Origin of the sequence: Nostoc sp. T09 (genome assembly GCF_002154695.1) — a bacterium.
Taxonomy (GTDB): Bacteria; Cyanobacteriota; Cyanobacteriia; order Cyanobacteriales; family Nostocaceae; genus Aulosira.
Genome location: NZ_MTAV01000131.1, coordinates 45,768 through 66,068, shown reverse-complemented (window position 1 = coordinate 66,068; position 20,301 = coordinate 45,768). Strand labels below are relative to the sequence as shown.

Sequence of the window (20,301 nt, the reverse complement as noted above, 5' to 3'; positions counted from 1 at the left end):
TTAAAACTCGAAGGGCTACGAAAGTCCTTTGGACGAAAAACAGTTTTGCAAGAAATTGATTTAGATATTCGTCCTGGGGAATTTGTTGCCATTGTGGGTCGCAGTGGCTGTGGTAAAAGTACGTTGTTACGCCTGATTGCTGGACTAGACGCTCCGAGTGCGGGTAGTGTGTTGTTAAATGACCAGCATTCACATCATCGTATTAGCCCAAGTATCCGCATGATGTTTCAGGATGCACGGTTACTACCTTGGCAGCGAGTAATCACAAATGTGGAGTTAGGCTTATTAGGCGCTAACTCGAAAGTTTATGCCAGACAAAAAGCTTTACAAGTCTTGGGTGCTGTGGGTTTAGAAGACCGAGCCAGCGAATGGCCTTCTGTCCTCTCTGGTGGACAACGCCAACGGGTAGCGTTAGCAAGAGCCTTGGCTAGTAATCCTGCTTTATTGTTGCTAGATGAACCATTGGGAGCATTGGACGCGCTAACAAGAATTGAAATGCAGCAATTACTTGAGCAATTATGGCAAGAGCAAGGATTTACTGCATTACTGATTACCCATGATGTGGAAGAAGCTGTTGTACTAGCAGACCGAGTGTTACTGATTGAGAACGGTCAGATAGGGCTAGATTTACAGATTAATCTCCCACGGCCAAGAGTTAGGGGAGACATTGTACTAGCTCAGACAGTCGAGAAAATTTTACAACGAGTCATGGGTCAGCAAGAGCGCGAACCAGGTTTGCAAGAACAACCAGTGTTTTTCACATCTTTGTCAGCGTAAAGAATTTCAACCTCGTTGTGAACTTTGAATTTTGAGTTATGACTATTGCTGTTGACCGTCCACAGAAATTTAAATCTGCACAAATCTGCGATCGCCTCGGTTATCATGTCATCGATCCCGATGTCCATACTCAGGAATTCTCTCCAGCATTCTTAGATGATTTAGAGTTGGTGGGTGGATCTGAGATTGGCGATCGCTTCCTAGAGGATTTAGCTAGTGCTTCTTGTGGTCAATGGTTCAATGGCTTAGATAGCGAATATGATTACGATCCTGTTTCAGCTAAGTGTGTCGAATTGAAACTATTCCCCACCACCCTTTCTTCTGGTATGGATTGGACGGCACACTGCTCAATCTCCAATTACCAGTACAACTATATTGGTCACTTTGCCTCCGCTGGTGAAGCGTCATGTAAATCCCTATCCTTCGGGGGAGTAACACGGCGCTTCCTTTCCCTAAAAGAGTTTTTAACACATGGGAAATAGTTAGCCTTTAGCTGTGAGTGAACTTTCAACAAACATGGCGCAAGGGAAGAGAATTCGTTTCTCTTATGAAGAGCAATATTTTTCTTCCCCCTTATTTCCTAATATCGTTGCAATCCTAAACGAAATAGAGGCTGAGCCAAGATTAATATTATTGTTCAAATATAAGTTTCCACCACAGTAAACCTCTCATGAATCTATCTTAAGGTGGGTTACTCCACCTTAATTCCTAAAATTTGACTCACAAATCAGTTGTCATTATCTTCTTTTTTCCAATATGTGCATCTGTGGTTCTTTTATTCAGGGTTAATTTTCACAAATTAGATAGTAGCGCTATCCATATTAAAGAAATTTTTTCATTGCATTTAGCTCAAGCTTAATAACATTCCATGAAATCCGAATTCAAGAGTAAAAAAAATTTTATAGATACCCGAAGCCCTTAGATGAGGGTATTTATAATTCTCCAAGTTTGTAATTTTTGTAATCGGTTTAAAGGCAGAGGTTAGCTAATTAATGCAAGATCTGAAAGATAAATTAAAATTCTGGAAACGCGGACGCATTACTCGCCGTTCAGCATTATTTGCTCTTGGTTACACCTTAGTGTTATCGACAACACTATTTAGTTGCAGTACACCAGAAAAAAATACTCAAAAACAAGCAGATTCATCTTCATCTAATACAACCAATACAACTAATACAGCGAATACATCTACAGCTAGTAGTGGACAAAAAGTCATTAGAATTGTACGTTCTAAACAACTTACTGCCCTAGCTGTTCTCGAAAAACAAGGCAACTTAGAAAAAAGATTAGCAGAGCTTGGTTACAAGCTTGAATGGCCTGAGTTTGCTGCGGGTCCACAACAATTAGAAGCATTAAATGCTAATGGTCTTGATATTGCTTCCACAGCAGAATCACCGCCTATCTTTGCTCAAGCAGCGGGAACGCCTTTAATATATTTATCGGCTAATTCCTCTGATGGAAGAGCAGTTTCGCTGTTAGTTCCTAATAACTCGACTGTTAAAAGTGTTCAAGATTTGAAAGGTAAAAAAGTTGCCTTCCAAAAAGCATCTATTGGACATTACCTGTTAGTCAGAGCGTTAGAAAAAGAAGGGCTAAAACTTTCTGATGTACAGTCAGTTTTCCTACCGCCTCCAGATGCGAATGCAGCATTTAGCCAAGGTAAAGTTGATGCTTGGTTTATCTGGGAGCCATTTGTCACTAGAAATGTACAGAAAAAAGTCGGTCGTGTGCTGATAGATGGTGGTAATGGATTACGGGATACCAACAACTTTTACTCCACAACACGCAAATTCTATCAGGAAAATCCAGAAGTGATTAAAGTTTTTCTGGAGGAACTACAAAAAGCACAAATTTGGTCTAAACAACATCCAAAAGAAATCGCAGAATTACTTGCACCAGCGACGCAACTCGATGTACCAACATTAGAAGCAATGCATGGTAAATATGATTTTGCTTTGGAACCAATTACCGAGAAAATTATCACCAAGCAACAAGAAGTGGCAGATAAATGGTACAGCCTAGGGCTTATACCTAAAAAGGTGAATGTCAGAGATGGGTTTTTGAAACCTGAAGAGTATACCAAAATTACACCTCAAGATGTCTTAGCTAAACAGTAAATAAAAAGCAGATGGCAGAAGGGTTGATCGCTGACGGAAGTTATTTTTTCTAATTTTAACTACCAGGCTATTTCAGCCATTCTGTACATAAAAAATTTCTTGATTGTCTTTTCAAATCTGCTATTTCTTTCGTCAAAGCAGACATCATCTACTTTGTAGTTAAGAATTGGTAAATATCTTTATTTCTGCTTCCCTCTGGCTTGTTCTCAAAGTAGGAAAATATTATGCCCACATTAACGTTAACAGAAGTTAAAATTACTCCCTTAGATGCACCTTTGGGCGCTGTGGTTACGGGACTGGATGCTAGTCAATCTGTTGCACCTGAAGTTATTTTGCAACTTAAACAAGCATTGCGCGATCGCCATATCCTGATCTTCAAAAATCAACAGCTTACTGATGAGCAATTTTTGAATTTTGCATTCTACTTTGGCTCTCTGTTTGTACCACCGCAAGATATCCCAGTTTTAGCTTCAGAACCTGGGGTTACACCTGTAATTATTCCTGTTTCCAATGTCGATGGTGGTTATACAGGTACTGGTGAATTAACTTTCCATTCCGATCACCATTGGACTCCTTATCCCTCTAGCGGCTCCTTACTCTATGCTTTAGAAGTACCCGTCGAAGGTGGAGATACCTCTTGGTTGAATCTGAACTTGGCTTATGAAACGTTAGATGAGTCTACCAAAAAACGGATTGCCGACTTGCAGTTGATTACTTACAACCCGTTTTTGCAAGACCGCAACGCACCTCGTTCTAACTACCGTCTTGATCAGAGTATTCCTCTCATTAGCCCTGTTTTTCCTCATCCTCTAGTACGCACACATCCAGAAAGCGGCAAAAAGATTTTATACCTTGGCTACAAAACCGAAGTAGAAGTTGTCGGTTTAGATCCCCAAGAGGGAGCAGAATTAATTGCATATTTACGCCAGCATCTCAACCAGCCACAGTTTTACTATCAACATAAATGGTCTGTAGGTGACATTGTTTACTGGGATAATCAAGCGACTTTGCACCATCGACAAGCTTTTGATCCCAAGGAACGACGGGTAATGAAACGCATAAGTTTAGCTGGCAGTCGTCCTTTTTAGTAGTTGAGATTCTTAGAGGATAACCGCAAAACTTTTGATTATATAGCCATCCTCAATCATGATTTAAAATCAAGAATTCTGTAAGGTGGGCAATGCTTACCCTACGAATTAAGGCTTCTATTAATGGCTTAACTATCAAACTTAATGCGGTTGTTCGCTCAATAAAAACTGAATTTGTGAATACCATCAATTAGACATCTCTCGCATTACTTATATGACAACAATTCCCACTTACGATCCTACCTTATTTGAAGGCGCAGCTTGGTATTATGCTCGCTACAGACCCCAGTATCCACCTGTTTTGTTTGATTCGCTCGCAGAGAAATTTCAACTAGATGGTAAAGGAAGGCTACTAGATTTGGGCTGTGGTGCGGGGTTAATTGCAATTCCTTTACGCGATCGCTTTCAAGAAGTCATCGGTTTAGATCCCGATGCAGATATGCTTCTAGAAGCACAACAGCAAGCAGTAGAACTGGGAGCTACAAATATTAGTTGGGTACAAGATAGGGCAGAAAATATCTCTCCTGCTGTTGGTAAATTCCAGCTAGTGACAATTGGTAGAGCTTTTCACTGGATGCAGCGAGAATTGGTAATAGAACGTATATACAATCTACTTACTGATCATGGTGGTCTTGCCATTATCAAAACTCATGAAGACCCTTGGAATAGTGACCATCCGTGGAAAACAACAGCAATTTCAGTTGTCAAACGCTGGTTAGGTGAACAACGCCGTACAGGTCAAGGTGGTAAAGGCGTATGGCAACCTTTGGCAGTTTCTCATGAAGAAATTTTGGCGAAATCATCATTCCCTCGTCAAGCCACGTATGAAGTTAAATACGAAAAATCTTGGACAATTGATACTTACCTCGGTTATCTGTATTCTACGGCTTTCTGTCTACCATCTTTTGTTGGAGAAAATCGCCATAAATTTGAGAAAGACCTCAAAGAATCTCTACTAAAAGTAGAGCCTTCAGGAATATTTACAGAAGAACTACCGATTACTGTTATTGCTGCTTGGAAAAGTTAGTTACTCACAACTTTATCTAGCTACTTCATAGAACACGATTCAAAAATACAACATTCACATGAAAAGTATCTCTTCTACTCCTCACAATCTTCCATCAAGACAGGCTATGAAAAAGCAAAAGTTAAAATTACTATTCCTTAAGAATCGCCATATTCAATCCTTAATTCCCTGGTTCGTACCTCTATTCATAATTGTTGTGTGGCAGTTATTATCTTCTGTAGGGATAATACCTACGCGAATTTTGCCTGCACCTTTAAGTGTTGTGGGAGCTGCTGTTCATTTAGCTCAAACAGGCGAACTATTTAGAAATATTGCTATTAGTGCTACAAGAGCAATTTCTGGCTTTTTAATTGGTGGAAGTATTGGCTTTATCTTAGGTTTAGTCAATGGCATTTCTCCCCTTGCTGAGAAATTGTTAGATACTTCTATTCAAATGCTGCGTAATATACCTAACTTAGCATTAATTCCCTTGGTCATTTTGTGGTTTGGTATTGGAGATGAAGCTAGATTATTTCTTGTATCTTTGGGCGTAATGTTTCCCATTTATTTAAATACTTTTCATGGAATTCGTAGTGTCGATCCAGGATTAATCGAGATGGGAAAAGTTTATGGTTTAAATACCTGGGGTTTATTTTGGCGAATTATTCTTCCAGGAGCATTATCTTCTATTTTGGTAGGAGTCCGTTTTTCCTTAGGTATTATGTGGTTGACACTCATTGTTGCTGAAACAATAGCTGCTGATTCTGGTATTGGTTATATGGCAATGAACGCTAGAGAATTTATGCAAACAGATGTTGTGGTCGTAAGCATTTTGCTCTATGCCTTATTTGGTAAATTAGCAGATGCGATCGCTAGATCTTTGGAAAATTACTGGTTGCAATGGAATCCTAGTTATACAAAGGCCTAACTCAAATTTGTAAGTTTGCTATTCATTAGCATTACAGATAAAGCACTTCAGTAGCAGCCAGGAATCTACAATAATTTTTGGCTGCTATATTTTTGATTATTCAACTAAATTATTCAGTAGGATAAGCAGTTCGCGGTGGAGATTTTCTCTTTGCAAAACTGCTGTTGTGTTACGGCTATGTAAGGATTTGAGCGCTTGAGAAAGTGACAGCTTTAACGCACCTAAAGCTGAAGTATAGACTTGTGGCAAGGTCATTCACTGAGAATGTTATTCTAACTAAAGGTTGTTCTTGCTCAATTTCCTGTATAGAAATAGTTTCGAGAAACTAAAACTTGGGGTAAGTCTGGGTAATTTTCATCAAAAAATCATCAATACAGCAATGATAAACTTTTCGATTACTAATTATGAGAACTGTCTTCTCTATCTTTGATACAACCAGATTCTAACAAAACAATACCTCGGACATCGCGTGTAAATATCTGCTCACTCATCCTTTGCTGACACAGAAGAAGTAACTATGGTAAAAGTTGATACATATCCAGTGACACCTACCACAGATTTATTTCAGCGTGTCGCCGCCCTAGCTGCTGACTTTGCGACGCGCGCTGCTGTCCACGATCGCGATCGCTCTTTCCCTTTTGAGAACTTTGCGGCTCTTCAACAAGCGCAGCTACTAAATCTGACTGTTCCCAAAGAGTTTGGTGGTCAAGATTTAGGATATGCCGCTGTTAGCCGAGTGATTGAAACAATAGCTAGTGGGGATGGTGCTACTGCCTTAGTATTGACGATGCACTATCTACAACACGTCAATGCTGCTCGCACCCGTCGCTGGAATCCTGTGATTTACGAACGATTGTGTCGTGAATCGGTAGAAGGTATTGCCTTATTAAATGCTGCTCGTGTGGAACCAGAGTTGGGTACACCTGCGAGGGGTGGACTACCTGCAACCACTGCCCAACAGACTGCTAAGGGTTGGCTATTAAATGGTCATAAACAATACACTACAGGCAGCCCAATTTTGCGTTATTTCATTGTTTGGGCGCGAACCACAGAAGCAGAACCGCGAGTTGGTAATTTTCTTGTCGTTCGTGATGTTCCAGGCCTCCGCATTGACGAAACTTGGGATCACTTGGGAATGCGAGCAACTGGTAGCCACGATTTGATTTTAGAAGATGTCTTGATTCCTTCAGAGTATGCTTTGGATATTCGCCCCTTGAAAGCTTGGTCATCTCCCGATCCGCTGCAATTAGCTGGTGTGAGCCTGTGGTTGAGTGCATTGTATCAGGGCGTAGCCAAAGCTGCGCGAGATTGGCTAGTGAGTTATTTGAATGAGCGATCGCCTACTAATTTAGGAGCTAGTTTAGCAACTCTACCCCGCTTTCAATCGGCGATCGGCGAAATTGAAGCTTTGCTCTACGCTAGCGATCGCCTAATTTATGGTTTAGCCAACGATATTGATCGCGCAGAGTATGACAGCAACGTAGGTTTACAGGCGCAAACTGTGAAATATCTCACCACGAGTAATGCCATTCGCGCCGTCGAAAAAGGACTCGAACTTATTGGTAATCCAGGCTTATCACGTCATAATCCTTTAGAACGTTACTATCGCGATGTTCTTTGCAGCCGCATTCATACCCCACAAAATGATGCAATTTGGTTGTCTTTGGGAAAACGAGCCTTGGGTGTGAATTCTCTGACTTAGACATACCATGAATCCTTCAAAAGTAGTGGCGTGACAAGACTAAAATGTTGCAATAAAAAATGTTCGTAGTTGCGCTTTAGCGCCCTATCAATTAGAAATCTAATGCACAACTTTAGCCTTGCCACGCCAGTAGGCTAACGCACCGCATTATCCAAGATTTTCGGTGCGTTAGGACTAAAGTCCATAACGCACCCTACCAAATGAAAACTTTTCATGCTTGGTTCCAAAACGGGGTTGAATGGCTACCTTGAAAGAGTGCTGCGTCAAGAGTCATTAATTCTTCTCCTTGTGTTTCTTGCCTTTGGTAAATATATTGCTTTCCCCCTTCATCTGTGTAATATTATTAAGATGACAAATAAATACGGTATATCGACGCATTTACCGTAGTATTGAAAGTAATCAGATTTTGCAGCCACATTAAATTAGGGATTATGCAACTACTTTGGTTTATCCCCACACACGGAGAAGGACGCTATCTTGGCACCGCAATAGGTGGGCGGGCAGTAAACTTTGATTACTGGCGACAGATTGCTCAAGCCGTGGATCATTTGGGTTTTACAGGGGCTTTATTACCTACAGGGCGTTCTTGTGAAGATGCGTGGATTTTGGCATCAACGCTAGTAACCCATACGAAAAGAATGCGGTTTTTGGTAGCAATTCGTCCGGGGTTGATGTCACCTGGAGTAGCTGCACGCATGGCTGCAACGTTCGATCGCATTTCCGGTGGGCGTTTGCTGATTAACGTGGTTACAGGTGGCGATCCTGTGGAATTGGCAGGAGATGGTTTGCATCTTTCGCATGACGATCGCTACAAACTTACAGACGAATTTTTGACAGTGTGGCGGCAAATAGCAGCAAGCGAAGTGACTAATTTTCAAGGCGACTATCTCAACGTCCAAGATGGCAAGATACTGTTTCCACCTGTACAAAAACCTTATCCGCCTTTGTGGTTTGGTGGTTCTTCACCGATTGCGCAAGAAATCGCTGCTAAACACGTGGATGTTTACTTAACTTGGGGGGAAACACCTGCACAAGTTGCTGAAAAAATTGCCTCAGTGCGTCGGCTAGCAGAAGCACAAGGACGGACAATCCGCTTTGGTATAAGGCTACACGTAATTGTCAGAGAAACCGAAAGCAAAGCTTGGGATGCGGCAAATGATTTAATTCGCTATGTAGATGAAGATGCGATCGCCAAAACTCAACAAGCTTACGCCCGCATGGACTCAGAAGGGCAGCGCCGGATGCAAGAATTACACAAAGGTAGCCGGGACGCTTTAGAAATTAGCCCCAATTTATGGGCAGGAATTGGTTTAGTGCGCGGTGGTGCGGGGACTGCTTTAGTCGGCGATCCTGATACTGTGGCTCGCAGAATGTTGGAATATACAAATTTAGGGATTGAGACTTTCATCTTTTCTGGCTATCCTCATTTAGAAGAAGCGTATCGTGTCGCCGAATTACTCTTCCCACATTTGCCTTTAGAAAATTTACCTGCCATCGAACCACAGATGACTAGTCCGTTTGGCGAAATAGTTGCCAATCGTGAATTTCCCAAACAACAAGTTAATAAAACAGCAGCAGCGACTGTAGATTAAACATTTAAGTAGTAAGGCAGATGGCAGAGGGCAGAAGGTTAAATTAAGTTTTTCAGTAAAACTTTTGCCTCAAAACAAAAAAGCATACAAGCCCTGAGATTTATTTATGAATAAGCTAAAAACTTCTTCCTACTTAAATCCGAACATACTTATTCCTGGGCTTTCCTTCCGCCTCCTGCCCTCTGCCTCCTGCCTTTCTTCAAATATAATTCCCAGGAGAACTTCAAACCATGCCCCACATTTTAGCGATCGCAGGTAGCCCTTCCCATCCTTCCCGAACCTACTCTTTACTGGAGTATGCAAGCAAAATTCTTGTGCAGCAAGGCTTCACAGTAGATATTATTTCGGTGCGTGACATTCCTGCTGAAGATTTAGCATTTGGACGTTACGATAGTCCAGCTTTAGAAAAACCGAAAGCTATTTTAGCAAAAGCTGATGGTGTTATTATTGCAACACCCATCTACAAAGCAGCATACACAGGTGTCCTGAAAGCATTCTTGGACTTGTTACCCCAAAAAGCCTTAGCGGGGAAAGTCATAGTTCCGTTGGCAACAGGCGGGACGATCGCTCATTTATTGGCAATAGAGTATGCTTTAAAACCCGTGCTGTCAGAATTAGGAGGACGGCACATACTCAGTACTATCTACAGTGTCGATAAGCAAATTCAAGTACAACCTGATGGCAGTATTCAGCTAGATGCAGAAATTGCCCAGAGGCTACAGGATGTTTTGCATGATTTGGTAAAAGCGATTAATACTTCTTCAACCACAAAAGAAGTCGCTCATGCTGGTTAGCCAATAATCTTTACTCCTTTCTGCTCCCAGTAGCAGTTGGGTTGCTCTTGCCTAACTGCTACTTTTTTTAAATTTACGAATGCTGTGCCATTGCTATCTCTAGACGATTTCCGCCAGGATCGCGGATATAAAAGCGATTGTATCCGGGTATGAGTTGGCGATCGCTAATAATTTCTACCCCATGCGCTTTGAGATGCTCTTCAAAAGCATTCAAGTTATGCACTCGAAAACAAATATGTCGTCTTGACGCTTCATTATGGGAGTTATTCTCTATACTGATGTGGATCTGGATATTTCCCAGCCCATACCAAGCGCCTCCATTGTTTTTAAGTGCCTCAGGCTTGGCAATTTCAGTTAGTCCCAGAACTGTGCCGTAGAAAAATCGCATTGCATCCTCCACTTCGGAAGGCGATGTAACTTGAACATGATCGATTGCATCTAGCCACACTTTCGCTTCCTCCAGTTTGCTGCTGTATTGGGGAATCATGCTATTTCGCTACAATATCTCTGACTTGATTTTAATACTACGATAAATCGGTCAAATTAACGTAGTAATTAAAGTAACAAAATTTTAGGCTACCCAAGATGACAAATAGAGAAATTCGCACTAGTCAAGTTAAAGTCCCAAACGGTGATTTGCAAATTGATGCTTACCTAGCTGAACCAGCAAATGAAGGGACATTTCCGGCTGTAATCGTGATTCAGGAAATTTTTGGGGTTAACATTCACATTCGGGAAGTAACCGAGAGACTTGCTCAAGAAGGATATGTAGCGATCGCTCCGGCTCTATTTCAACGCATTGCTCCTGGTTTCGAGGCTGGATACACTCCTGACGCTATCGAGATTGGCAGGAAGCATAAAGAGCATACCAAAGCCGATGAAATATTGAGCGATATTCAAGCGGCGATCGCTTATTTACGAACTTTACCAAATGTCCAAAAAGATGCGATCGGTTCCATTGGTTTTTGTTTTGGTGGTCATGTTGTTTACCTTGCTGCCACACTACCAGATATCAAAGCTACAGCTTCTTTCTACGGTGGTGGTATTCCCACCTCGACTCCTGGTGGTGGTGCGCCTACTATTACTCACACTGCCGAAATTAAAAATCCTCTATACGCCTTCTTTGGCTTAGAGGACAAGGGGATTCCCTTAGAACACATAGAGCAGATTGAAGCGGAGTTGAAAAAACATCAAATTCCTCATGCAGTCTTTCGCTATTCCGGAGCAGACCACGGCTTTTTCTGCAACCATCGAGCTAGTTACAATGCAGAAGCATCTGCTGATGCTTGGAAGCACGTTTTGGAATTATTTCAACAGAACTTAAAAAAAGTAGAATTGTTGCAAACAACCTAATCTCATATTTTAGTGAGTTCGTAGCGATCGCTTTAGCACTTAAAAATTAAAAACTAAAGTTCTAACTACGAACTCATTTTGATTTCCGTGCAATAAAGGCTGCATGAGCTTTTGGCAAAGCATATTCACCATAATTACGCATCGTCTGAACTTCAAACCCAACTTGATGGAGTTCATTGGCAATATCTGTCGCTTCGTATAACTGCTGGTAATGTACTTCATCATCCCGTCTGTAGTGTACCCCCACTTTGCGAAAGCTGATAATCCGACGGGTTAAAATGCTTTTCTCCTGATTTTCCTCTTTTTCAACAAGTACTACCCAATCTTTACCTTCAGTAAATCCCTTAGTTATTCCTTCTGTAACCTGTCCTGGTTCTGCAATGTCGAAGATGAATACACCGCCAGGAGTTAAGGCGCTATATATGCGTTGGAAAAGATTAATTAGCGTTTGGCGATCGCTGTTTTGATCGAACAGGTAGTTAAGACATTCACTAATCGATGTCACAACATTGCATGGTGGGATATCAACCTGAAACAGTGAGCCAATGAGAAACTCAGCATTTGGTACTCTTGCACGTGCGATTGCAATCATCGACTCAGAGATGTCAACTCCCAAAACATGATAGCCAGCTTTCGTGAATTCTTGCGCCGATAAGCCGCTACCACAACCTAAGTCTAATATCAGCCCTTCTCGAATGTTATTTTCAGCCAGAATTTTTAAGATGCCTGGAGCAGATTTGAGAGCATAATCATTAAAACCAACATCATGAATAAATGCGAGGTCTTCTTTGTAATACTCTTGCATAATTTCTAGATGGCTCTATTTATGCCTACATGAAATTAACAGTAAGCCTAAAATTTTATCTTGTCTATTTCTTAACCTTTATTTATCGAAAAGTCTACTCTCTAAAGGTATAAAATTTTATTTTTTCAATTAAAAATTTTGAAAATCAAGATTTTTTTTACATATTTAATTTTTTTATTAATTGCTAAAATATTTAAAAACCTTTGTACAGGTATCTATAGCAATCCGATTTGATTCCTAAAATTACTTACATAGGGAGGAAACAGGAAACAGTAAAAAATGCTATTGGAGTTGTAATGAATTTTTTAAAAAATCAAATATGAGTACTATATATTTAAGATTATATTTAAGATTTGATATATCTTTATAAGGCTTTTTTTAACTAATGTAATTGAAGTTTAGCCTAAAAAGTAATATGAATATACAAGAACAGGCTCTAACCCAGAACTCAGAAAAACATAAAGTAGCAAAAATTGCGATTATCGGTGCTGGTCCAGGTGGTTTGGCTACTGCTATTGCACTACGAAACAAAGGATTTGATGTTCAGGTATACGAAAAAGCACAAGAGTTTCGCCCAGCTGGTACTGGTCTAGGACTAAGTCCCAACGGCTTGAACTGTCTAGAAGCGATTTCCCCGGGAATAGTCGAGAGTCTTAAAATTTCTGGCACTGAACTTCGTCAGACAGCTTTAAAAAATGTTAGTGGAGAAACAATCCGGGCTAACACAGCCAAGTATTTAGAGAAATACGGACAGACATTTATCATTGTTTGGTGGTGGAATTTACAGCAAGTTCTGGCATCCAGATTGCCATCAGACATTATCCATCTGAATCATCGCTGCATCGGCTTTAAACAAAATGACAGCAATGTGGAAATCTATTTTGATGGTGGAAATACAGTAAATGCAGATTTACTAATTGGTGCTGATGGCGTCAACTCTGTTATTAGAGAAACTTTAACTGGTGAAGGTAAGCCTAATTATTTGCGCAGTATGTGTTGGCGTTCAGTCATCAAATATAACCACGAACTGTTTAATTCCTACGATCTAGTTTTTATTAAAGGTAATAAACAGTTCATGTACCTGCTCAATGTGGGTGATGGCTATACCAGTTGGATTAGTCGTAAATTTTTACCAGATTGCTCTCTTTCTCAAAGTGCCGAACAAGTCAAATCTCGTATTCTTCATGAATTAAAAGACTGGGACAAATCCTTTCGAGCGGTTGTAGAAGCAACACCAGCGGAGGAAATCAAGGAACATCCTATCTGCGATCGCCCACCATTGAGCCATTGGAGTCAAGGCAGAGTCACACTTTTAGGCGATGCTGCCCATCCAATGGCACCTGCTATGGCGCAGGGAGCAAATTCTAGTTTTGAAGATGCATATGAACTGCAAGCGTGTTTGTCCCAGAAATCTACTCTGGAAGCAGCTCTAATTAGGTATGAACAGCGGCGCATTGAGCGCACACAAGTTATTCAAGGTCGTAGCGCCTTGGGTGAGATGCGCTATTACGAAACCGATACTGAGACATCTGAAAGACAAATGCAAGAGCGATCGCAATTAGCAAATAATGATGATTTTCAAACTTGGCTCTATGGCTACAAGCCATACTGAATCGAAAATTAGCGTTGTGACTAGCTTTTGTTGAAACAGTTACGCAAGATGTCCTTGCTCTAGCGATTAGCTGGGGTTGATAGCTTTTAGGCTCTTGACTTACACCAAATATATGAGAAGCTAATAATTAGCTTACCTAATTATATTCTCAAGGAAGTGCATCTTACTCGTGACAAAACTTACGGGAAGAGCCGATCGGTTAGAAACGCCTACCAACTTTCCGAAATCGGTCATATTGGAAACACAGGAACTCACGCGCCGTTTTGACAAGTTCACAGCCGTTGATGGGCTGAATATCTCTGTCGCACCTGGTGAAGTGTTTGGCTTGCTCGGTCCTAATGGAGCAGGGAAAAGTACAGTAATTAAGATGTTGACAACGCTGCTACCACCAAGTAGTGGCAGGGCAACTATAGCTGGTTATGATGTAACTCATCAATCTCAGGCTGTGAGAAGAGCAATCGGCTATGTACCGCAGGCTCTTTCTGCTGATGGCAGTCTTACAGGCTATGAAAATCTCTTAATTTTTGCCAAGCTGTACGACATTCCATCTAAACGACGCCAACAGCGCATCCGCGATGTATTGGAATTTATGGGTTTGGAGGAAGCAGCTCATCGCTTGGTGAGAAATTATTCTGGGGGGATGATTCGCAAGCTAGAAATTGCCCAATCCATCTTGCATCGACCCCAAATTATGTTTTTAGATGAGCCAACAGTCGGACTCGATCCAGTTGCGCGCAACCAAGTCTGGAATTTGGTGCAGGAACTCCGTGCAGATTACGGCACAACTATATTTTTAACCACTCACTTTTTAGAAGAAGCCGACAGTTTGTGTAATCGGGTGGCGATTATGAACCAAGGTAAGGTGATTGCAACTGGCACACCCACCGATTTAAAAGCTGGCTTAGATAAACCAAACGCAACTTTGGATGATGTGTTTATTCAGTATACAGGGGCCGAATTAGCATCAGGAGTTAGTTATCATGACACGGCAAGAACCAGACGTAATGCTCAACGGTTGGGTTGAACCCAAGCCTGCACATCGAGGCAATTTTATCTCTGCAATCGCAGAATTATTTAGCAAAACTTTTGTAATCGCTGAACTAGAAGTACGTAAACTCCGCCACGATCCCTATGATTTATTAATTCGGGGCGTACAGCCTGCGTTGTGGCTACTAGTTTTTGGACAAGTTTTTACCCGTACTCGCGCTATTCCTACAGGAAACTTATCTTATTTGGAATTTATGGCTCCTGGTATTCTCGCTCAGAGCGTATTATTTGTAGCGATTTTTACAGGCGGGATGACGCTGATTTGGGAGCGAGATTTAGGAATTGTGCATAAATTTCTCGCAAGTCCTATACCTCGTGCGGCGATGGTATTGGGTAAAGCTGTCGCTTGTGGAATTAGGAGTTTATCACAAATAGTGATTATTTATGGATTAGCACTGCTGTTAGGTGTCAAACTTAACCTTAATCCCTTAGCGCTACTGCAAGTAGTAGTAATTGTACTTTTAGGCGCAGCTTGTTTTTGTGTTTTTTCATTAATCATTGGCTGTTTGGTAAGAAGCCGAGAAAGGTTTACAGGTATAGGGCAATTAATCACAATGCCGTTGTTTTTTGCTAGTAATGCCATCTATCCCTTATCGCTGATGCCAGGGTGGTTGCATATTATTTCTAGTATCAATCCCTTAACTTATGAAGTTGATGCTTTACGCGCCACAATGATCGCCAATGGCTCCAGTGTTTATGGGTTTGGTCTGGACTGTACAATTCTCTTGTTAACATTAATAGGCTTGACTGTTATCTGTGGACGACTTTATCCACGGGTGGCGATGTAATTAGGAGAAAAAGATGCCCAAGCTCGGAAAACCCTCTGAAGAATGTGCCTCTAGAGTAATGGAAACAGTTCCTTTACTGATGCGGTTTATCCGAGCCGATATGCGCAGTCACAATGCTGAATCTCTATCCATACCTCAGTTGCGATCGCTAGCATTTCTTAACCGCAATCCTGGTGCATCATTATCTGAGGTAGCGGAGCATTTAGGTGTCACCTGTGCTACAGCATCAACAACCATAGAACGGTTAGTACAACGCAATCTGGTACAACGTACAGATCATCCTCAAGAACGGCGGCGAATAGTTCTGAATTTAACAGAAGAAGGAAAACTGTTATTACAGCAATCCCAAGCAACAACTCGCACTCATATTGCCGACATTCTAGAGAGTCTGACACCAGAACAAGTATCACATATTGAAGAAGGCTTGGCTCTACTCAAAAATGTCTTCGAGCAAACAGAAATTAAAAAAGCTCCTTAATGCTGAGGCGACACAACACGACCCCTTTGCAGCCTTAAGGTTTCGAGATTATCGACTATTTACGATTGGGCGTGTACTCCTGTTTACAGGCTCACAAATGCAGACAGTGGCGATTGGTTGGGAACTCTATGAACGTACCAACTCAGCACTGGTATTAGGTGGGGTAGGGCTAGCGCAAGTGCTACCGATGATTGCCCTGACATTGATAACTGGACACGTCGCTGACAGACGCGATCGCAAGCTTACTACTTTACTATCTATTTTGCTGCTGGCTATTTGCTCATTGGCTTTGGCAGTAGTTTCTTATACCCAAGGTGCAATTATTCTTTTTTATACCTGCTTATTTTTAACAGGTGTAGCAAGGGCGTTTTTAAAGCCTGCCAGCGATGCAATGATGTGGCAGTTGATACCTACCACTGCTTTCACGAATGCAGCTACTTGGAATAGTACCAGCTTTCAGTTAGCGACAGTCATTGGCCCAGCCTTGGGAGGATTTGCTATTGCTGCTTTAGGAAATGCCACAGGGGTATATGTATTGGCAGCGATCGCAGCATTTTTGTGTTTTGCCTTAACATTGCCAATTAAACAGCAAAACACTGCTCTTTCCAAAGAACCAATATCACTCAAAACTTTAGCTGGTGGTGCGGAGTTTGTCTGGCAAAATCAGATAATTTTAGCGGCAATCACCCTAGATATGTTTGCAGTGCTGCTAGGGGGTGCAGTAGCTTTATTACCCGTCTTTGCCAAAGATATTTTGCACGTTGGCCCTGTAGAGTTGGGGTATCTGCAAGCCGCCCCATCTATTGGTGCGCTAATTATGGCGGTAACCTTAGCACATCTGCCACCCTTACGCAAAGCCGGGCCTGCCTTACTGTGGTCTGTGGTCGGTTTTGGTGTAGTAACAATTATCTTTGGCTTGTCGCGGTGGTTTTGGCTATCACTGCTGATGCTGGCATTGAGTGGCGCATTAGATAGTATCAGCGTTGTGATTCGTCATACCTTAGTTCAGATTCGCACACCCAACCATTTACGCGGTCGAGTCGCTGCAATTAACAGCGTGTTTATCAGTGCATCCAATGAGTTAGGGGGTTTTGAGTCAGGTTTAGCTGCTGCTTTGTTTGGCCCCATAGTTTCCGTGGTTGGCGGCGGAATTGGCACGATTATTGTGGTGATTGCAACAGCGATGATTTGGCCAGAGATGCGGAAGTTAGGGGCGTTGCACGAGTATGAGTAAGAAATGAGTTGAGGAATACTTAACTATTAGCTGTCTTTACCCTTATGGTAAGCTTATTGAAATAATTTTTTCTTTGGTAAGATGGCAAGCCTCCAGCATCTGGTTCAGTACCAAAGCAGTAAAAGAAACCTTGCGTCAGATATTCTCAAATTTCTCCCTAATGCTGTGGATAGATTGGTAGAGCCATTTGCGGGAACTGCTGCAATTAGTATTGCCGCCTCTTATCAAAGAATTTCCCAAAAATTTTGGCTCAATGATTTAAATCAACCCCTAGTTAAATTATTAGAAAGCAAGAGATGTTCGAGAACATGGAATTCCTCTAGAAACTTTCCGCGTTACAGGAAGCAATGGTAGAAGGATCGCTGCTTATAGATTTGGCGATATTAGTAAGGCTAGATTTTCTAGATTCTCTGGTAGAACTGGTCTGATCCAGAATGGCTGAACTCTCATGTAAAAACTTGCTCCCAAATGTTTCTATAAGTCACTATGGAGGCAGAATCTAAGGTGACTATAGTATTCAGGTAACAACTGTTAAAATAGGCAATAGGTGGAGTAAGTGACTGGAATGCCTACTGCTGCTCAATTAGAGAGTTTATATCGCGTCGGCTATCAACTGACATACATCATGCTTCAGCCCATACATCTTATTTGTGTTGATAACCAAACTCGTAACGTATATATATTAGCTGGGTATAACGAAGAGCTTGAGTTCCAAATCCTACCCAATGGGGAGTTTTCTGATGAGCCAAGTTAATTACAATGAAATGTCTGATCCTGAATTGAAACAGTATTTTCTCAAACATCGAGAGGATCACGCTGCTTTTCAAGCATACTTAGACAGAATCAATCAGCGTCCACGTAGGATTATTGCAAGTCTGAGCGATCCCGATTTTGATGAGAAGGTTCAAGCAGCGATTCGTCAAAAGCTAGAAGCAGCTAGAAGCAGTAGCGATCAGCAGCCTAACATCACATTGGACGCAACCGACCAAGGTTGATCTACGAGAGCCAAATGTTATCTATGGCAACAAACTGTAACGTTGAGCGATCGCATCGGCTCGTTATATTAATGCATCGCCCTGCAATTGAATTGCATCGGCTCGTTATATTAATGCATCGCCCTACAATTGAATTGCATTGGCTTGTTATGTTAATGCATCGCCCTGCAATTGAATTGCATCGGCTTGTTATATTAATGCATCGCCCTGCAATTGAATTGCATCGGCTTGTTATATTAATGCATCGCCCTGCAATTGAATTGCATCGCCCTGCAATGCAATTGTAACCTTGGCAAGCTGGGCAACCATCTCAGCACGAGAGGAAACCTCAAGCTTACGAAACATTCGCTTGAGAGCTTGCTTGACAGAATTCTCTGTAATCCAAAGTTTATGACCAATTTCGGCGTTTGTGTACCCTAACGCAACTAATTCAGCAATTTCCAATTCACGGGATGTTAAGCGATCGCTCTTTAAAGGTTGATATCGCGATCGCACTGTTGCATTCCAAATTGATAGGTGCAGGCAAAGCGCGCTTAAATCTGCTAAATCTTGTGCGTCAAATGCAGTCATTGTCTGTTCACGAGTGAAGCCGACTACACCCACTAATTGCCCGTTACTCACAATCGGCCCTGCCATCACGTGCCAATGATCGGGTCGGGGACAAATCATTCTCCAGACATTGGGTGTTGCTACCAAGGCTTCATGCACAGGAGCATGACGCTCTACTAAGTAACGCACAACAGGGTTATGTTCGATTGATAGCCCAACTTCCAATATTTTCTGAAGTTTACTATCTGCAAAGAGAAGTTGATCGAAAAAGAAAACGCCACATTTTTTAGTCGTAAAATACTCACTGAGTTTTGGCACGACACGCGATCGCAGTTCTTGTTCATTCTGCGCCTGGTTGATGGCTTCAAAGAGCAACTGCAACGAATTTCTCATGGTCACTGTGTCGGAAACTGTACACGATCGAGGACTGGGCGAAGCTAATACTCCTCTTTTAATCTTAGCTTTAGTGCAAATGACAGGAGAAAAGCCCATGTCTCAGTATGCTCATCCTGAAGTTCTCATCGATACACAATGGCTGATGGATCATCTCAACGATCCCACAGTTCGCGTAGTCGAGGTTGATATGAGTCCAGAACCATACAACAACGCTCACATTCCTGGTGCAGTCTTTTGGAATATCTTCACGGATCTGCTGATGCCCGATCTCCGCATAAATTTAGATCCAACGACCATAGAAAAGCTGCTTTCACGGTCAGGTATTTCCAATGAAACAACCATTATTGCTTATGGCAGTTATCCTGGAACAGGAGCTTGGATTTTCTGGCTTTTGAAAACCTTTGGACATGAACAGGTATATGTTCTTAATGGTGGATATCAGAAATGGCTAGCAGAAGGTCGCCCATTAATAGCGGAGTTGTCGAACTTTACCCCCACTAACTACCGTGCGAAAGCTCCCGATGCCAACTTGCGGGTTTTGCAGTCCGAGGTTCAAGCATCTTTGAGTCAGGCAGATCGCGTTTTGTTGGATGTCCGTACCGCTCAAGAGTACAGTGGCGAAATATTCATGATGCAGCCGCCACAAGCAGCAGAACGCGGGGGACATATTCCGGGTGCTGTGCATATTGAGCATACCCTGTCCCTCAACGCCGATGGAACGTTTAAGTCAGCCAAAGAGTTACATCATCTCTACAGTAGCAAAGGTATTACAGCTGACAAGGAAGTGTTTCCTTACTGTGCCATTGGTGGGCGATCCGCATATACCTGGTTTGTGTTGAAATATTTACTGGGGTATCCCAAAGTGCGAAATTATGATGGGTCGTGGAATGAATGGAGCCGTCTCCCTAATGCACCGATTGAGCAATATAACAACGCAGTGCAATGGATGAAAGAGCCTGGTGGAGTTGCATAGTTTGAGCTAATGCGCGTCTAAATAGGACATTTTCTTGTGAAGATGTCCTACCCTGCAAAAGCTGCTA

The 20,301-nt window shown here is 41.9% G+C and carries 23 protein-coding genes; 19 read left to right on the top strand and 4 right to left on the bottom strand.

What is annotated here, in order from left to right:
• The 6 genes from BV372_RS24925 to ssuC form a co-directional block, all read left to right on the top strand.
• Window positions 1–777: ATP-binding cassette domain-containing protein (locus tag BV372_RS24925; protein WP_086689176.1), on the top strand; the 777-nt coding region annotated here is incomplete at its 5' end.
• 38 nt (window positions 778–815) lie between these two features.
• Window positions 816–1,259 (top strand): hypothetical protein, encoded by a 444-nt coding sequence (locus BV372_RS24920; protein ID WP_086689175.1) that lies wholly within the window; start codon window positions 816–818, stop codon window positions 1,257–1,259.
• A gap of 510 nt (window positions 1,260–1,769) precedes the next feature.
• The gene (locus BV372_RS24915; protein WP_086689174.1) at window positions 1,770–2,894 is read left to right on the top strand and encodes an aliphatic sulfonate ABC transporter substrate-binding protein; all 1,125 of its coding nucleotides are present in this window, start codon (window positions 1,770–1,772) and stop codon (window positions 2,892–2,894) included.
• Window positions 2,895–3,118: 224 nt separating this feature from the next.
• Window positions 3,119–3,982: a TauD/TfdA family dioxygenase gene (locus BV372_RS24910; protein WP_086689173.1), complete on the top strand. Its 864-nt coding sequence runs from the start codon at window positions 3,119–3,121 to the stop codon at window positions 3,980–3,982.
• A 214-nt stretch (window positions 3,983–4,196) separates the two neighbouring features.
• On the top strand, window positions 4,197–5,009 hold the full coding sequence (locus BV372_RS24905; protein ID WP_086689172.1) for a class I SAM-dependent methyltransferase: 813 nt from the start codon (window positions 4,197–4,199) through the stop codon (window positions 5,007–5,009).
• 106 nt (window positions 5,010–5,115) lie between these two features.
• Window positions 5,116–5,916, top strand: a complete 801-nt coding sequence (gene ssuC / locus BV372_RS24900) for an aliphatic sulfonate ABC transporter permease SsuC (protein ID WP_086689171.1) — start codon at window positions 5,116–5,118, stop codon at window positions 5,914–5,916.
• A gap of 96 nt (window positions 5,917–6,012) precedes the next feature.
• On the opposite strand, the gene BV372_RS36655 is transcribed toward ssuC, so the two are convergent.
• Window positions 6,013–6,171: a hypothetical protein gene (locus BV372_RS36655; protein ID WP_179198225.1), complete on the bottom strand. Its 159-nt coding sequence runs from the start codon at window positions 6,169–6,171 to the stop codon at window positions 6,013–6,015.
• 262 nt (window positions 6,172–6,433) lie between these two features.
• On the opposite strand from BV372_RS36655, the gene BV372_RS24895 reads away from it, so the two are divergent.
• The 3 genes from BV372_RS24895 to ssuE all read left to right on the top strand — a co-directional run bounded on the left by BV372_RS24895 (window position 6,434) and on the right by ssuE (window position 10,004).
• Window positions 6,434–7,618: an acyl-CoA dehydrogenase family protein gene (locus tag BV372_RS24895; RefSeq protein WP_086689170.1), complete on the top strand. Its 1,185-nt coding sequence runs from the start codon at window positions 6,434–6,436 to the stop codon at window positions 7,616–7,618.
• A gap of 431 nt (window positions 7,619–8,049) precedes the next feature.
• Entirely contained in the window at window positions 8,050–9,210 is a 1,161-nt protein-coding gene (gene ssuD, locus BV372_RS24890) for an FMNH2-dependent alkanesulfonate monooxygenase (protein ID WP_086689169.1), read from the top strand.
• Between the two features lie 230 nt (window positions 9,211–9,440).
• Entirely contained in the window at window positions 9,441–10,004 is a 564-nt protein-coding gene (gene ssuE, locus BV372_RS24885; RefSeq protein ID WP_086689168.1) for an NADPH-dependent FMN reductase, read from the top strand.
• Window positions 10,005–10,077: 73 nt separating this feature from the next.
• On the opposite strand, the gene BV372_RS24880 is transcribed toward ssuE, so the two are convergent.
• The gene (locus BV372_RS24880) at window positions 10,078–10,491 is read right to left on the bottom strand and encodes a VOC family protein (RefSeq protein WP_256973441.1); all 414 of its coding nucleotides are present in this window, start codon (window positions 10,489–10,491) and stop codon (window positions 10,078–10,080) included.
• 98 nt (window positions 10,492–10,589) lie between these two features.
• Here BV372_RS24880 and BV372_RS24875 point away from each other — a divergent pair, with 98 nt between their 5' ends.
• Window positions 10,590–11,357: a dienelactone hydrolase family protein gene (locus BV372_RS24875; RefSeq protein WP_086689167.1), complete on the top strand. Its 768-nt coding sequence runs from the start codon at window positions 10,590–10,592 to the stop codon at window positions 11,355–11,357.
• A gap of 73 nt (window positions 11,358–11,430) precedes the next feature.
• Here the strand turns inward: BV372_RS24875 and BV372_RS24870 are convergent, their stop codons facing one another.
• Window positions 11,431–12,162 carry a trans-aconitate 2-methyltransferase gene (locus BV372_RS24870; RefSeq protein ID WP_086689166.1) on the bottom strand — a complete coding sequence of 244 codons (732 nt, stop codon included), beginning with the start codon at window positions 12,160–12,162 and terminating at the stop codon, window positions 11,431–11,433.
• Window positions 12,163–12,577: 415 nt separating this feature from the next.
• Between BV372_RS24870 and BV372_RS24865 the strand changes: the two genes are divergently transcribed.
• The 8 genes from BV372_RS24865 (at window position 12,578) to BV372_RS24825 (ending at window position 18,316) form a co-directional block, all read left to right on the top strand.
• Entirely contained in the window at window positions 12,578–13,774 is a 1,197-nt protein-coding gene (locus tag BV372_RS24865) for an NAD(P)/FAD-dependent oxidoreductase (RefSeq protein ID WP_086689165.1), read from the top strand.
• A 169-nt stretch (window positions 13,775–13,943) separates the two neighbouring features.
• Complete coding sequence (locus BV372_RS24860) at window positions 13,944–14,798, top strand: ABC transporter ATP-binding protein (protein WP_086689164.1); 855 nt, start codon at window positions 13,944–13,946, stop codon at window positions 14,796–14,798.
• Complete coding sequence (locus tag BV372_RS24855; RefSeq protein ID WP_086689163.1) at window positions 14,755–15,609, top strand: ABC transporter permease; 855 nt, start codon at window positions 14,755–14,757, stop codon at window positions 15,607–15,609. The genes BV372_RS24860 and BV372_RS24855 overlap by 44 nt, the downstream gene beginning before the upstream one ends.
• Before the next feature lie 13 nt (window positions 15,610–15,622).
• A complete protein-coding gene (locus tag BV372_RS24850; RefSeq protein ID WP_086689162.1) occupies window positions 15,623–16,087 on the top strand; it encodes a MarR family winged helix-turn-helix transcriptional regulator in 465 nt (154 codons plus the stop codon).
• The gene (locus tag BV372_RS24845; protein ID WP_086689161.1) at window positions 16,050–17,321 is read left to right on the top strand and encodes an MFS transporter; all 1,272 of its coding nucleotides are present in this window, start codon (window positions 16,050–16,052) and stop codon (window positions 17,319–17,321) included. The genes BV372_RS24850 and BV372_RS24845 overlap by 38 nt, the downstream gene beginning before the upstream one ends.
• Before the next feature lie 81 nt (window positions 17,322–17,402).
• Window positions 17,403–17,675 (top strand): DNA adenine methylase, encoded by a 273-nt coding sequence (locus BV372_RS24840; protein ID WP_086689160.1) that lies wholly within the window; start codon window positions 17,403–17,405, stop codon window positions 17,673–17,675.
• Window positions 17,676–17,886: 211 nt separating this feature from the next.
• Window positions 17,887–18,075 carry a hypothetical protein gene (locus BV372_RS24830; protein WP_086689159.1) on the top strand — a complete coding sequence of 63 codons (189 nt, stop codon included), beginning with the start codon at window positions 17,887–17,889 and terminating at the stop codon, window positions 18,073–18,075.
• Window positions 18,062–18,316: a hypothetical protein gene (locus tag BV372_RS24825; RefSeq protein ID WP_086689158.1), complete on the top strand. Its 255-nt coding sequence runs from the start codon at window positions 18,062–18,064 to the stop codon at window positions 18,314–18,316. Before BV372_RS24830 ends, BV372_RS24825 begins: the two co-directional genes overlap by 14 nt.
• Before the next feature lie 231 nt (window positions 18,317–18,547).
• On the opposite strand, the gene BV372_RS24820 is transcribed toward BV372_RS24825, so the two are convergent.
• Window positions 18,548–19,258, bottom strand: coding sequence for a LuxR C-terminal-related transcriptional regulator (locus tag BV372_RS24820; protein WP_086689157.1), 711 nt, complete (start codon window positions 19,256–19,258; stop codon window positions 18,548–18,550).
• Between the two features lie 97 nt (window positions 19,259–19,355).
• Here BV372_RS24820 and BV372_RS24815 point away from each other — a divergent pair, with 97 nt between their 5' ends.
• Window positions 19,356–20,234, top strand: coding sequence for a sulfurtransferase (locus BV372_RS24815; protein ID WP_086689181.1), 879 nt, complete (start codon window positions 19,356–19,358; stop codon window positions 20,232–20,234).
• The last annotated feature ends 67 nt before the right edge of the window (window positions 20,235–20,301 follow it).